Source organism: Algoriphagus sp. PAP.12 (assembly GCF_026652115.1).
Taxonomy (GTDB): Bacteria; Bacteroidota; Bacteroidia; order Cytophagales; family Cyclobacteriaceae; genus Algoriphagus.
This window is the reverse complement of record NZ_JAPPSQ010000020.1, coordinates 44396-59581: the sequence shown is the minus strand read 5'-3', so window position 1 is coordinate 59581 and position 15186 is coordinate 44396. Positions and strand designations below refer to the sequence as shown.

8 protein-coding genes and 1 pseudogene are annotated in these 15186 nt (G+C 42.1%); 4 read left to right on the top strand and 5 right to left on the bottom strand.

Annotated elements, in window-relative coordinates:
* Nucleotides 1–118: 118 nt before the first annotated feature.
* Nucleotides 119–799 (bottom strand): response regulator transcription factor, encoded by a 681-nt coding sequence (locus O0V13_RS18585; protein ID WP_268036494.1) that lies wholly within the window; start codon nt 797–799, stop codon nt 119–121.
* Complete coding sequence (locus tag O0V13_RS18580) at nt 796–2340, bottom strand: sensor histidine kinase (protein ID WP_268036493.1); 1545 nt, start codon at nt 2338–2340, stop codon at nt 796–798. Before O0V13_RS18580 ends, O0V13_RS18585 begins: the two co-directional genes overlap by 4 nt.
* 115 nt (nt 2341–2455) lie before the next feature.
* Here O0V13_RS18580 and O0V13_RS18575 point away from each other — a divergent pair, with 115 nt between their 5' ends.
* Nucleotides 2456–3292: a GLPGLI family protein gene (locus O0V13_RS18575; RefSeq protein ID WP_268036492.1), complete on the top strand. Its 837-nt coding sequence runs from the start codon at nt 2456–2458 to the stop codon at nt 3290–3292.
* 323 nt (nt 3293–3615) lie between these two features.
* Nucleotides 3616–6297 carry a TonB-dependent receptor gene (locus tag O0V13_RS18570; RefSeq protein ID WP_268036490.1) on the top strand — a complete coding sequence of 894 codons (2682 nt, stop codon included), beginning with the start codon at nt 3616–3618 and terminating at the stop codon, nt 6295–6297.
* Between the two features lie 6 nt (nt 6298–6303).
* On the opposite strand, the gene O0V13_RS18565 is transcribed toward O0V13_RS18570, so the two are convergent.
* Nucleotides 6304–8721: a penicillin acylase family protein gene (locus O0V13_RS18565; protein WP_268036489.1), complete on the bottom strand. Its 2418-nt coding sequence runs from the start codon at nt 8719–8721 to the stop codon at nt 6304–6306.
* 426 nt (nt 8722–9147) lie between these two features.
* Between O0V13_RS18565 and O0V13_RS18560 the strand changes: the two genes are divergently transcribed.
* Together O0V13_RS18560 and O0V13_RS18555 are read left to right on the top strand one after the other, a co-directional pair.
* Nucleotides 9148–10131: a c-type cytochrome gene (locus tag O0V13_RS18560; RefSeq protein ID WP_268036488.1), complete on the top strand. Its 984-nt coding sequence runs from the start codon at nt 9148–9150 to the stop codon at nt 10129–10131.
* Nucleotides 10132–10306: 175 nt separating this feature from the next.
* Complete coding sequence (locus tag O0V13_RS18555) at nt 10307–11062, top strand: hypothetical protein (protein ID WP_268036487.1); 756 nt, start codon at nt 10307–10309, stop codon at nt 11060–11062.
* Here the strand turns inward: O0V13_RS18555 and O0V13_RS18550 are convergent.
* Both O0V13_RS18550 and O0V13_RS18545 read right to left on the bottom strand, forming a co-directional pair.
* Nucleotides 11059–12487: pseudogene (locus O0V13_RS18550) on the bottom strand (DUF1501 domain-containing protein). The gene O0V13_RS18555 and the pseudogene O0V13_RS18550 overlap by 4 nt on opposite strands.
* A gap of 3 nt (nt 12488–12490) precedes the next feature.
* Nucleotides 12491–14809: a PSD1 and planctomycete cytochrome C domain-containing protein gene (locus O0V13_RS18545; protein WP_326492748.1), complete on the bottom strand. Its 2319-nt coding sequence runs from the start codon at nt 14807–14809 to the stop codon at nt 12491–12493.
* Between the last annotated feature and the right edge of the window lie 377 nt (nt 14810–15186).

Below are 15186 nucleotides of genomic sequence, written 5' to 3'. Positions count from 1 at the left end.
CGCCTTCGGTGAGATACTTGGTACATAGTACTTTGGACCTTGTACAAAAGCACTTCTTACCACTTACCACTCACAAATCCCTCCGCGCTCTCAGTGTCCTCCGTGGTGATATAGAAAATCAACAAACCAACTTATACCCAAAGCCTCGCACATTCAAAATCTGAATATTCGAGTCTAAATGGAGCTTTTTGCGAAGCTTGGTGATAAATACATCCATACTTCGGGCATTGAAAAAATCATCCGAACCCCAAATTTGCGTTAGAATCAATGTTCGGTCGGTGATCTCATTGGCATTCTCTACCAAAAGCTGTAGCAATTGGGATTCCCGTGCAGTCAACTGGGTTTCTTCCTTTTCGATTTTGAGTAGTTGCTTGGTTGGGTGGAATTCATAATTCCCCACTTCAATCCAATCACTTTGATTTTGTCGGATACGAAGGCGGTCCAGTTGGGCCTTGATTCGAACGATCAGCTCCTCCATACTGAAAGGCTTTCGCACATAGTCATTAGCTCCCAATCCAAAGCCTTTGACTACATCTTCTGTTTGGCTTTTGGAAGTCAGGAAAATAATCGGCGTATAGGGGTCGATTTTCCGGATTTCTGTAGCCAGACTAAAACCATCCTTTTTGGGCATCATCACATCCAGGACCAACACATCGGGTTTGTTGCTTTGGTAAGCTTCCAAAGCCTGCTGCCCGTCCCCACAGAGTTTGACCTGAAAATCCCGGCTTTCCAGACTTTCCTGAATGATCATTCCCAATGCGACCTCGTCTTCTGCGAGTAATACCTTGATTTTGCTCATGGCCAATAGGTGGTAAAGATGGTGGAACCTTTGCTGACTTCCAGTTCTATTTTTCCTTCGTGCTTTTCCATGATTTTCTGAACGTAGTAGAGTCCGATTCCAAAGCCTTTCACATCATGCAAATCGCCTTTAGGAATGCGGTAAAACTGTTCAAAAACCCGGTTTTTCTGTTCTGAACTGATATTTCCGCCATTATCTCGGATTCGGATTTTATTCAACCCATTTTGATCCAGACAAATTCGGATTTCATCACCGCCGTATTTGATGGCATTGTCAATCAGATTGGAAAGGACATTTTCAAAGTGAAAAGCATCCGCTACGATAGGCTTGCAGGTAGCGGGAAGGATCAGTTCGATTTTTTTCTCGGGAGACAAAGTCTGAAACTTGGTGACCAGCTGACGCAAAAGGGGTTCCGGCTCGATAGGTTCCTTTTTCAAAACCAGTTGATCAGAGTCCAAAGTGGCCGTTTCCAACATTTTCTCCACCATCTGATTGAGTTTCAGCATTTGGGACTTGGAGATACCCAGGTAGCGCTTGGTCTTTTCGGTGTCATTTTCCGGATTAAACAATTCGATGCCTTCAATGGCCGACAGCGTGGTAGCTATCGGAGTCTTGAACTCATGCGTGATATTGGAAATCAAATCCTGTTTGATATCGGCGATTTCCTTTTGGTATTTGATGGTTTGGTAGAGGTAATAAAATGCCCCTGCAATGGCCAACAAGAACAGAAGAGAGGTGAGGATTTCCACAGCACCTCTCTTGAGAATGGTTTTGGCAGTGTTTTCAAAGAAAAGCTCCAGTTTTTGTCCCTGAGGCAAAAAAGTGGATCGGGAAGTCACATGATAGGGGAGTTCTCGAAGTTCGGCGTTGGAAGCTTCCAGCTCTTTGCCTTTGGCGAGATGCACCAAACGGTAATTGATGTCAATGTTTCTCCGTCTGAGTTCGGTCATTAAAAGGCCATTGATCTGATCAAAATCAAGTGAATCTCGAGTAATGGAAATAATAATCCGATTGGTCAAAAACTGCAGATTTTGTAGACTATCGGCAGCCTCTCTTCCCATGAAAATCTTTAGGTTATTGCTAGTGTCCAGGGCTATATTTCTAGCTGAATCAATCAAGATCAAGGTATGGGAAGAATCTTGAGAGGAAGATTTCCAGGAAAAAGATTTGATGGATCCTTCTTCCAGATCATCAAAATTTTTTAGGATTTTACTATTCCCAACTCTGCCGATAAAATCATCCAAATCCTCCATGCTTTCCAAAGAGTCAATGCTAACTTTTTTCCATTGGGTAGTCACATGAATGGAGTCTCCTTTATTTTTTTTGAGGAGGCGATCATCCGTCAAAGTAACGATATCTGTTTTCGCCAATTCCGCAAAATAGCTTTCCACGGCATTGTCCAAACTCAGCTGAATATCATTGGCCACTTGATCCCGGATGATCTGAAACTGGGTATAGATACGCCAAGCCTGTACACCGATGGTGATCAGCAGAACGATGGCTATTAAAATCCCTATTCGCTTGAATTGCAGTTTTTTCACAATGCTAAATTAGGAGCTTATTCATGATTCAAAGGGGCGGTTAACACTCGTTAACACTGCTTAACTCTAGTTGATACCGAATTTTAATTGGTTTGTATCAAACAAAACCTGCCTTATGAAAGCTAAAATTCTTTTACTCATTACCGCCTTCAGTTTCTCTTTTATCCAACTATCCTTTGGACAGGGACTGACCGGAAGAGCATATTACAAAACCTCCTCTAATATCAAAATAGCTATGGATTCTACCAAGATGGCTCCCGAGCAAATGGCGGAAATCCAGGCCCAACTCAAAAAGCAAATGGAGAAGGAGTTTATCCTAGATTTTACCCAAACAGAATCCATTTGGAAGCAGGCTCCAAGTCTGGGTGGTGGCCCAGCAACTGCCAGCAGCGGTGGTATGGAGATCAAAATCATGGAAGGAACCCAAGATCAATTGCTTTATAAAAACATGGAATCCCAGTCCTATATCGAGGAGCAGGATTTGATGGGCAAAGGGTTTTTGGTGAAGGATAGCCTCAGCACCATGGATTGGGAATTGACCGGAAAGGCCAAACAAATCGGGAATTATGCCTGTCAGGAAGCGAAATACATGAGAATAGTGGATTCCAAGCGCTTTTCTACAGGAATGGAAGAAATGGAAACCGTGAAAGATACCGTCAATATCATTGCTTGGTTTACGCCTCAGATTCCAGTGAGTCATGGCCCAAATCAATACTGGGGATTGCCGGGTTTGATCTTGGAAGTTCAGAATGAAGGCTCGACGATTATCTGCCAAAAGATTGTACTGAATCCATCGGATGAACCAGTTGAAATTGAGATTCCGAACAAAGGAAAAGAAGTGAATCGAAAGGAGTTTATGGCGATTCAGGAGGAACAAATGCAGGACATGATGAAGCGCTATTCCGGCAAGCCGGGAGAAGGAAATCAGTTTACGATTCGGATAGGGAATTGAGTTCAGTAGACAGTGGTCAGTATTCAGTGATCAGTAGCTGAATACTGCCGTCATTGCGAGAAAGCCCCTAGGCCGACGTGGCAATCTCATATCACGCCGAAGGTATATTTCACAAAGTATATCTCGGCGTAGCCATATCTCAGAAATCGAAGCATTTTTGTGGCAAATGGTTCAAGTAGGGAGACTTGAGCTATTAAAGTTCATAGTTCTATTTCGCCGAAGGCATATTTCCAAAGTGTTTCGCCCAGCCTATTTCTTAAATGAGACTTGCGCTATTCATTTCTCTTTCAGCTTTCCAATTTCATCTTTCAAACTTCACCAACATGTCTTTTTTAAAACGAGCCACTATTATTCTCTACCTCACTTTGATGGCATTTCCGGCCTTTCCTCAAAGCAAGGCCTTGGTTGGGCAGGTGCTGGATTCACTAAATAATCCTGTTCCTTTTGCCAATGTCGTTGCCATCAATCAGTCCACACAGAAGATCGGAGGGTTTGCCGTTTCCAATGCAGAGGGACGCTTCCGGATCAACCTAGCCACAGGATCTACCTACTTGTTGCGGGTTTCCTTTGTGGGTTTTCAGCAGTTTGAAAGAGAGATTTCCGACTGGAATCCAGATGAATCAATTCAGGTGGTCTTGACCGTGGATGAGACTACGCTCGATCAAGTGGAGGTGGTGACGGAGTTGCCTATTACCATGAAAGGAGATACGCTGACCTATAAAACTGATGCTTTCACTTCTGGAAATGAGAGGAAGTTGAAGGATGTTTTGGAAAAGCTCCCGGGCTTTGAGGTGGATGACAATGGAGAGGTGAAAGTTCAGGGGAAAAAGGTAGACAAAGTCATGGTGGATGGGAAGAATTTCTTCGATGGAGACACCAAATTGGCGACAAAAAATCTACCTGCCAATGCCGTGGATCGGGTGCAGGTGTTGAAAAATTTCAACGAAGTTTCTCCGATTCGGGGCTTGGATAACAATGAAAGTTTGGCTCTGAATATAGAGTTGAAAGACGGGAAAAAGAATCTTGTTTTTGGAGATGTGACTGCCGGTGGAGGACCCAAAGAGCGCTATTTGGGACATGCAAATGCCTTTTATTATGCGCCCAAATTGAATCTGAATTTGATAGCCGATGCCAATAATGTAGGCGAATTGGCCTTTACGCTTCAGGATTACTTTCGCTTTAGTGGAGGATTGGCAGGTTTGGCTTCACGAAATGGTTCCCGGGTTGAGCTCAGCGGAGAGGATATGGGTATTCCTTTGGCGCAAAGGAATAATGCACGAGATCTGGAAACCAAGTTGGGAGCTCTGAATGTGAATTTTACTCCTTCCAGAAAGTGGAGACATGCCGGCTTTTTCATCGCTTCCTCTTCCAATAATTTGTTGGGAAGCAATTCCCAGAGAACCTATTTGCGAAGCGATGAAAATAATCAGGAGACTTTGGAATCCGTAAATCGGGTTGAAAATGCCTCTGGTTTGATGAAGTATTCCCTGACTTTTACTCCAAGGGAAGAGACCTATGCGAAATATAGTTTCTTTGGAAAAATCGCGGACATAGAAACCCGAACCGGCCTGAATTCTGATTTTGGAACCTTCAATCAGCAAATCGCCACGAGACAGACCAGAAGACCTTATTCTTTCCAGCAAAAAGGAGAATGGTATCACGCTCCTAATGAAAAGCAGGTTTTTTCCATGGAAGTGAATTGGGAAAATAAATACCAAGATCCGTTGTATGATTTGACTACCAATCAGCGGCCATTTATGGGAATGTTGGCTGTGGAGGATGCTGAAACCTATCGATTCCTTCAGAATCAGGAGATCCGAAGCAATTTGATTGAAGGAGCTTTTAACTACTATCATATTCTCAATGCCACCAACCATCTGAATTGGACCTTGGGATATAATTCCACTCAGCAGAAGCTTTTGGGATCGGTGGATTTGGTAAAGGAAAGTCAAAGCACTGAATTGGACGAGTTTTACAATGATGCTGATTTTGGAATTCAGGATAGCTATTTGGGCATGACCTATAAAACCAAATGGGAAAAGGTGATATTCAGTCCATCCTTGAACTTGCATCGATATGCCTGGAAAGATATGCAGGATGATGTGTCCAGGGAGCAGGATAAATGGTTGCTTTTGCCTTCTCTTTATGCCAAATGGTCTGTAAAATCCAATCGGGACTTGACCTTTAGATTCAATCAGACTGCCAGCTTTATGGATGTTCAGAAGTTGGCCACAGGCTGGGTGATTCAGGATTACAATTCTATTTTTACAGGGAATAGAATGCTGGATAATGGGCTTTTTTCCAATCATTCCCTGAGTTATAATCATTTTGATTTCTTCTCTGCTTTTAATCTTTTCGGAAATGTTAATTGGGCAAGGAAAAAGGATGATTTGGTGACTGTGACGGATTTTGCAGGAGTTAATCGCTTGTTGACCATTCAGAATATCGATCCGATCAATGAGACTTTGAATGGAGATCTGACTTTTGACAAACGATTCAATACGTTCAAGCTACAAGCAGGAGGTAGATGGAATTCCTATCAAACTCACACTCTTTTGGATGGAGAGGCAAATAAAAATCAGTCTTTTTCTCAGAGCTATAATTTCAAGTTTACAACTACGGTTTTCAAGATTTTGGAAATTGATCTGGGCTATACTTTCGATGCCAATAATTATCAGGGAAGGATGGTTGAAAACACTTTTGTTACCCATAGTCCCAAGTTGGAAATTGACTTGGATATCATCAAAGGCTTGAAATTGAAGGCAGATTACACCTACAATGCCTACCTCAATAGAGGAGCAAACACCCAAAGTGATTTTGAGTTTTTGAATGCTTTTCTAAGCTATCAGGGAAAATCCAGTCCTTGGGAATTCAGAGCATCGGTTTGGAATATTATGGATACTCAGGCCATCCGAAGAGATAGTTTTTCGGATAACCTGATCAGTACCTATTCCTATTGGGTGCAGCCAAGGTATGGCTTGCTGACAGTTAAATATGATCTTTGATAAGGCTTATTTCTTTGGAGAATAAAGCTTGGATTCAAAGGCATCTTTTTTCACCGATTCTAGAGAATAGGGAACTGTCACGTATTGGTCTTTTGCCCAGATTGGGAAAAGGTTTTTGTAAAAAGGGCTTTCGGGATTACCGGATTGCCCAGGGGTATTGATTCCTTGAGTCCTTTCCCAGTCCTTAGTGTCTACCAAAATCCTGAATGAAGCGCCAGAAGTATTATTGTCGCCATAAGCATTGGCTCCCGGAGTAAAGCTGTATCCTCCTCGAGGGAGAGGTCCTGCATTGAGTTTTGCTTGCCATTCTTTATTGACTACTGATCCTAAAGGATGCTGGATCAAGGCATGTTTGTAATCCTCTTGTCCATATTGCCAAAGGCTTGGATCAGAACCGAGCTTCTTTTCCAATTCAATAATTGCCTCAGTAAAAGAATCTTTGAGCCATTGATCCCTTGAAGCTTCTGGAGACTGTGAAAAAAGGTCGTTTGGATTATGAGCCCAAAGGATTACTCTTGTCATGGGGATTGCCCCAACGATCTCCCAAAGCTCTTGAGGAGCTGCGATTTTTAGTGCATTTTCTCGTAAAGTCCTTTCCCACATCACGTAAATTCCGGCCTCTATAGATTCTGGATTCAAAATAAAATCCCATGAAAGAAGGCTGTTTCGGAGGGAGTCTGTCAAAGGGTCATCAAATTGCAGGGCTTTCAAAAATGGGATCATATTACGAGCCGGAAGAGCGAGGTAATCATTTTGCAAAGCTCCCATTTCTTCCAAGGTGAATTTCCTGTCTTGAGAAAGGACTTCTTTTATTCTTTCTCCTCGGAAATCATCCGCCCAATCGTATCCCAATGCTTCTGGGAATGGGTAATCTTCTGGAGAGACATTTTGATTTGCTGTAGAGATAAATCCAGATTCTGGATTGTATAAATTTGGTCTGTCCTCGATTGGGAGATAGCCATCCCATTCATAGTTTCCATCGCCCATAGTGGGTACTAAACCTGAAAATCCTTTTCGGATAGGGGCAATCCCCGTGGCTTGCCAACCGATATTGCCATCGCGATCTGCCCAAACCATGTTTTCTGCTGGAATAAAATTGTAGGTGCAAGCATCTCGGAATTCCTCCCAATTTTGGGATTGATCCATTTTGAGACTTGCCAAATAGGGAGCTGATCCCGGTTCCAACCAAGCGCATTGCACGGCTACAGCTTTGTTTAGTTCCTCATCGATAAATGTTACAGGTCCGTGGATTGTATAATAATAAGTGACGATTTCTGGCACTTGGTTTTTGACTTGAATTGTATCCTGTATTGAGCTCATTTCCAGCCATTCCCCTTTGAATTGGTATTGGTGAGGGTTGTCAGGGTTGATGTCATAAACCCGCATGTCTTCATTATCGGTAGAGAAAATTGTCAAACCCCAAGCGCCAAACTCATTGTGACCGATAGAAACTCCCGGGATAACAGGCTCACCGCCTCCGACTACATTCCAACCAGGGGCATTCAAATGAACCCAATAACGAAGGGAAGGAGCGGCTTGAAGACGGTGTGGATCATTGGCCATAAAAGGAAATCCACTATCTGTCTTCTCTCCACTCAAAACCCAATTGTTGGAGCCTTGCGCAAATGAATCCGCTTCCAAAGTGGATTCCAACTCCTGCTTCAATTGGGCGAGTGCCAAGTCGGTATTTTCCTTTTCTCCGCGATATTTTGGTAATAAATCTTCAGGTTCGAAAACTACACCTGTACGGAAAGCATAGTAGGGCTTTAAAATATCCTTGAATAGCAACTCCTCGGGAATACCAGGATCCAAAGCCAGAATAGGATCATTGGGGTGAAAGTAAAATAGTTTTTTTGTAGCCTCTGCGCCGATTTTGCTGACTATTTGGCTATAGTCCAGCTCGTCTTTTACATTTTCCAAAAGCCCTTGATGTCGGGAAATTACCACTTCCCAAGTCCAGGGCTCAGGCTGGATTCCTAGCATTTGAAATTCAATAGGGAGGGAGGAGATATCTGAATTGGCCTCTTCGATATAAGCATTGATTCCTGCAACGAAAGCATCCACAATTTCAACTCCTCGAGGATGATAGTGTCTTAGCTCAGTTTCTTTGTCTCCTCGAAACTTAAAAAGTCTCACACCTCGATCTCTTTCCAACTCTCTTTCACCCAAGATTTCAGCCAAAGTTCCAGTAGCTTGTCTTCTCCAGATTTCAAATTGAAAAAGACGATCCTTCGCGGCAAGGTATCCTTGCATGAAAAACAAGTCATGCTCATTTTGAGCGAAAATATGATTGATACCATTATTGTCCCGAATGACTTCGACTTCATCGGTGAGTTGATCAAAGTTAATTGAGTCATTCTGAGAACATGATTGAAAAAGGAAAGTGATAAAAAGGAGGATGGAAAGAGTAGATATGAGTTTCATGTGAAGATTGGGTGGTTATTGTAATATTTTAATTTTAAGGCAATTAGACAATACCGCTTGCATAATTGGGAAAAGGGTAAATGGGTTGAATGATTTACTCAGAATTCTTAAGGAAAAATTTCGGGCGTTTAGTTTTCTAATTTTTGATGTAGAAAAATTAGCCTTGAAAAATTGTATAATTCGAAGAAATTTTCTTAAATTTTCTAAGCCTCTTGGTATAATAAGGGGTTTTGATTATTTCATTTCAGTTTAATTTTTTGAAAAGAAGTGGATCTTTGATTAGCGTTTATTACCCCTTACACTTCCTTGTTTTTTTAGGCTATTAATTACCGAGCTGAGACAGATTAGGTAGCCTTCAGCGAGATTGACCAACGATTTTAGTGCCTCAATAGATGATTCTATTTGTTATCACCAAAACTATGCGCTATGAAAACGCTTTTTAAAATTTTCGCCTGGATTGCTGGAAGTCTAGTAGTCCTTGTTATTGTATTCGTTCTCTTCGTCAATCTGACTTGGGAAAAGAAATTTGAAGCTGAATATCCGGATATAAAATCTACCTCTGATTCAGCAGTGGTGGCAAGAGGTAAATATTTGGCCTTTGGGCCAGCCCATTGCAATACTTGCCATATTGCGCCGGATCAATATGCCGATATGGAGGCAGGAAAGGAAGTTCTGATGGCTGGAGGTACTGAAATGAATATCGGTCCCGGTATTTTTAGACCAAGAAACCTGACTCCTGATATGGAGACGGGAATAGGGAAGTTGTCTGATGGAGAAATTGCCAGGGTGATGAGGCATTCGATTGGGGCAGATGGAAGGATTATTTTTCCATTTATGCCATTCCAAAATATGAGCGACGAAGACATGACTGCTTTAATTTCATTTTTGAGATCTCAAAAGCCTGTCAAGCATGAGATTAAACCCACTGAATATTCCTTTTTGGGAAAAATGGTCATTGCCTTGGGGATGCTTAAACCTGAAAGTGCGACAGGAACGCCTCCTTCCCATGTGGAGATTGGACCAACTGTAGAGTATGGTAAATATCTGGCCAATTCGGTTGCCAATTGTGTGGGTTGTCACTCACCACGAAGTCTGACAAGTGGGGAGTTTACTGGACCTAAATTTTCGGGAGGATTGGCAATGGATGAGGGGACAGGCTATGTATATGTCACTCCGAATTTGACTCCTGATCCAGAAACAGGGAGAATCGCCAATTGGACGGAGGAAGCCTTTATTGAAAGAATCAAAAATGGAAGGTTGGTGGAAGGATCGCCGATGCCTTGGGCGAATTTCTCGTGGATGGAGGATGATGATTTAAGAGCTATTTATAGGTATTTGCACTCTTTGGATCCAGTTTCAAATAAGGTTGAAAAGACTGTTTATACCGTGGAGGAATATTATGAAAAGTAGGGTTAAACCTATTTGAAGCTTAATAGTGATAGGTTTTAGTATTTTTTGCAAGTCCGATTAAGATCATGAATTGGACTTGCGTTTTTTCATAAAATAATTTTTTGGGACAGGAATTTTTGGGCAGGAAATAATAAATAAAGAGATGAACTTTAGGTATCATCAAACCCAAAATCTCATGAAAAGTCTCCTTCAATACTCTGTTCTTGTTTTGTTTGTTTCAGCTTTGTTGCAAGCTTGTTCCCCTGTGATGTATTCGAATGTTGGGCAAAACGTCCCCCTTTTTAAAGAAAAAGGAGAGGTGTTTTTGCAGGGCGGAATTAGTGGGTCTGACGGAGAGGAATCTGTCAGTGGTGGTGGATTCCAATTTGCATATGCAATTAGTGATCATTGGCAATCAAATGTAAGTTTCTATTCCTTGGGGGATAAAACTACTTCTGATCCAGATGAATGGAGAGGATCGGGTAGCTACTTGGAAATCGGTGGAGGTTATTATGGTGCCAGTTTAAATAAAAAATGGGTATATGAACTGAGCGGAGGGCTGGGGTTCTCTGGCATCAAAAATAAGGTAGGAGGCGTGAAACAAGATCATACTGATGTAAGCCATTTCAAACCCTATATACAGCCTTCTATTGGTCTATCTTTGAAAAATTTTGAACTCGCTTTTACTCCAAGAATTGCCTATAATACTTTCCTGAAGACGAACTATGAAATCTCAGAACCAAGTTTTTTAAATGAAGTTCAGGACTTTTTGGCTAAGAGAAGTGATTTTTTGATTTTGGAACCTGGTTTTACTTTGAGAGGAGGTTTTGAAAATATCAAATTCCAGACTCAGTTAGTTTTGGCCAGCTTTGGGCAAGAAAACTCCCAGTTTATAAATGATGTCTTTTTCTCATTGGGATTGGCATTTTTAATTCCAAGTCAGAAAGATTAACTCTCAGAAAGGAGCCCATAAGCCACTTTTCCATGTCCATCCGGAGTGGTGTAAAATGGTCTTTGTTCAATCTCATAATTCAAATCCGGAGCTATTCCCAATGCATGGTAAATGGTTTGGTGAATTCCATCGATTTTGATCGGGTTTTCGATGGTTTTACATGGTCTCTCGTCGGCGGTTTTTCCATAAACATGGCCTCGCTTGATTCCTCCACCAAACATCAGCATGGAGCATCCATCGGTGAAATGCCTGTGCATTCCAAAGTTTTTCAAATCCTCCACAATATCTGGCACTTGAACTTGGTCTTTCACTTTCAGATCAGGTCGCCCTTCAGTGAGCATGTCACGGCTAAACTCACTAGCTACTAAGACTATGGTTCTATCCAGTTTTCCGCTTTCATCCAGGTCCCTGATCAATTGTGCTATAGGTGCATCGATCAGTTTTTTCATATCCTTCAGCCGAGTATGGCCGTTGTCATGCGTGTCCCACCCCATAAATGGCTCATACTCTGTGGTGACTGTGATGTATCTAGCACCTTGGTTGACAAGTCTCTTTGCTAAAAGACATCCCAAACCGAATTTTCCAGTATTGTATTTGTCATAGCTTTCTTTAGGCTCCTGACTCAAATCAAAGGCCTTTGCCTCCGGTGAGTTTAAAAGAATATAAGCCTGTTCCATGGATCGCTTGAGAGATTCCTTCTGGTAGTCTGAGCCGAATTCTCCCATCGGGCCAGCTGCTATCAAATCCTTGTACAGTTGATTTCGAGACTCAAAACGCTTGGTATCCATCCCCACTGGAGGACGGACAGAATCCAAACCAGAAGTAGGATCCGGGATCATAAATGGTCCATATTCCGAACCCAAAAAACCAGCAGTGTGAAAGGCTTTGAGCTCTTCACCTTCTCCTACAGTAAAGCGCTGGCCGATATTGATGAAAGGAGGAATCACTGGATTTAAAGGTCCTTTTTCTTTGGCTATCCAACTTCCCAAATGTGGAACTACCACTGATTGTGGGGGGCTCATAACATGTGTGAAAATGATATTGATGTCGCGTATGGAGAATGTGTCCCAAATCTGCCGCTTGATAGGATCTGATCAAGGTCCCTTTATCCATAACAGAGGCAATATTTTCCAGCCCTTCTGAAAACTGAATGCCATCTAATTTGGTAGGGATTGACGGAAAGGTGCTGAGGATTTCCTTGGCTTCCATTCCTTTTCTGAATGGAGTATGTCTTTTTGGGTCAAAAGTCTCTGTATGAGCCATGCCTCCAGCCATGAAAAGTAAAATCACCGAATCGGCAGTGGTATTCATTTTGCTTTCACAGGAAGAAAGTAGACCCGCCAAAGGTGCTCCCATCCCCATGGTAGCCATTGCTGCTGCACTTGTTTTTTTGATAAAATTCCGTCTGCTTTTGAGGTAATTCATAGCTTAATAGATCATCTGGAATTCAGGTGAAAGAAATAAGGCCCATAGGAAATCCTGGACTTCTGGAGCTGCTGGTTTTTCACCGAAGGTTTTCATCGCTAGTTCCATTTCTTTGGAGTTTGGCTCTCGCAAAACAGCCTTGGCAAATAACTCACGTGTCAATTTTTCTGAATCAGGATAAGTTTCTATCCAGGTCACTGCGCCTTTTTGAAGTGCTGAATTCAGCTTGTTGCCGTTACTTAGTTCTAGTGCCTGCAGCAAACTTGCTTGCGAATCTCTACTTGAAGATACAATTTCACGTGTTGGTCGGCCCAAAGCCTTCAAAAATTCATTATTTGCCACCAAAGATGCTCGCGCAAATTCTCGGTTTTGTGTTGCTTCAGGAATTAGTTCGTAAGGTTTGAATTTGACTTCTGTAGAATCGAAAAGAGGTGCTGCCAAAAGCGAAACTGCATCCGAAAACTGCTCTGCTGTCATTCTCCTTCTGACCATTCCTTCAAATTGGTAGTCTTCTGCCAAAAGGAAGTCAGACGAAGGAACAGGAATAGATTGGCTTTGATAGATTTTGGAATTAGCGATTTGCTTGATCAATCGCTTGATATCGTATCCATTTTCTGTGAAATCAGAAGCCAACCAATCCAACAAATCCTGACTCCATGGCTCATTGTCCATTTCGTCTACAGGTTCTACAATCCCACGTCCCATCATTTGTTTCCAGATTCGATTGACAATGGTACGGGAGAGACGTCCATTTTTTGGCTGGACCAGCTGATCTGCCAGTTGCTGAAGTTTTTCAGCTTTGGTTGCCAAGCTGTCTATTTCACCCAAATCTTCCCAAAGAATCTTAGTTTGCGCCATTTTTCCTGTTGGCTTTTCACATCGACTGATTTCCAAAGTGGAGTCTGCAAAAATGTTTGCAAAAGCATAGGACTCCTCCAGTTTCCAGTCGGAAATAAAGCTATCGTGACAGGAAGCGCATTTTAGGTTGAGGCCTAGGATCACTTGGCCTACATTCTGTGCAGCCTGCATCTCTGTTCTTTGAGATGCATTGACAGTCCCTCTCCAGCGAATTCCTTCGATAAAGCCTTTAGATTTATCTGTCGGACTCAGAAGTTCTTTGACAAAAAGATCATATGGTTTGTTTTCTCTCAAGGAAGTATAAATCCAATCAGTGATGGCGAATCTTCCTCCAGTGATATAGCCAGTTCCGGTATAATCATTTCTTAAGGCATCGTTCCAGAAAGTCAGCCAATGCTGTGAATAATCATCCGTTTGACTCAGTTGTCTCTCAACCAAAAGGGACCTTTTGGCGGGATTGGGATCGTTTTCAAATTCCTCCAAATCACTTGGGCTGGGGATTAGACCAACGATGTCCAGATAAGCTCTTCTCAAGAAAGTCCTGTCATCTACAAGCTCGGTCCATTCAATAGAGTTTTTCTCGAAGTATTGATTGACAAGGCGGTCGATTGGGTTTTCTAAACCTGACTTTACAGGGGGTAAGTTGGGCTTTCTTGGAGCGAGTTCCGCTACTCGATAAATGGAGAAATTATCTGCTTTTTCGGGCCATGGAGCTCCTTTTTCTACCCAAATAGTAAGAAGTTGGACTTCTTCTTTTGTCAGAAGTTTGCCTTTGGAAGGCATCACATCTTTATGGTTTTTTGATAAAGAAATCCTACGGATCAAATCACTGTTTCCTGGATTTCCAGCTTCGAAAATTGGACCGCTTTCACCACCAGCAAAGATGAATTCCTTTTCATCCAATCTCAGATCTCCTTCGATTTTGGCTCCTGAATGGCACTTGTAGCAATTGTGTGCGAAAACGGATCTGACGTTGGTTACCAACTGAACTTGCTGCTCAGACGATAGCTCATTTTGAAAAGAAGCCAAATTGATAGTGATGGATTCTGGAGCTTCTTCCTCAGTTTGAAAGGGCAGTGTCTCTGTAAGGAAAGTCTCTCCGTGTGTTAAGCTTGCTCCATAATGTCCTGCGAACCCAACGCTAACAGCCGTGATCACTAATAGGCCTCGGTAAATTTTGATTGCGCTAGGCTGGCTTTGAGCTTTTCTGACAAAATAAATCAAGGCAATACTTATTGCTGCTGCTGCAACTCCAATGTATTTGTGGAGGTCCAAGGTAGAACCAGTGGTGCCTTCATTTTCAGCCAAAAGCAGTCCGAAGATCACTGAAGAAAAGACTGATGTGGCTCCGAAATAAACCATCAGATTGATGGCTTTGCGCATGGGCTGAGAGTAATTTTTTAAGGTGTGTAATTCCAGAAATGTTGCAAAGAGAAGCAAGGCAATCGGGAAATGAACTACCATGGGATGAAGTCTCCCCAAGAAGTCCCAGAGCCAAAAAGAGCTAGAGTTGGTTTCCCCTTGAGCAAAAATGGGAGTCAGTATACTCAAAAAAAGTATAAAAGATAAAGTAAGGTTTTTCCAGCTTTTGGAGGATATAGTATATGGGCTTTTGACCTTCAATGTTGTTTCCATTTTTGAGGAAAAAAATATAAGGCTTTTGCCCAAACTATCTGTCCTGCAAGGACTTTATTTGACGAGTGGCATTTGGTTAAATCTATCCAAAAGGGAAAGAAATAGAGATTATATTTTGTCTACAGTTATATTTAATGTTCAATAAAATTTCCAAAGGTTGAGATGGGTTTTGTTGTTTATGGAACTTTTGAAAGACCAAAAGTTCC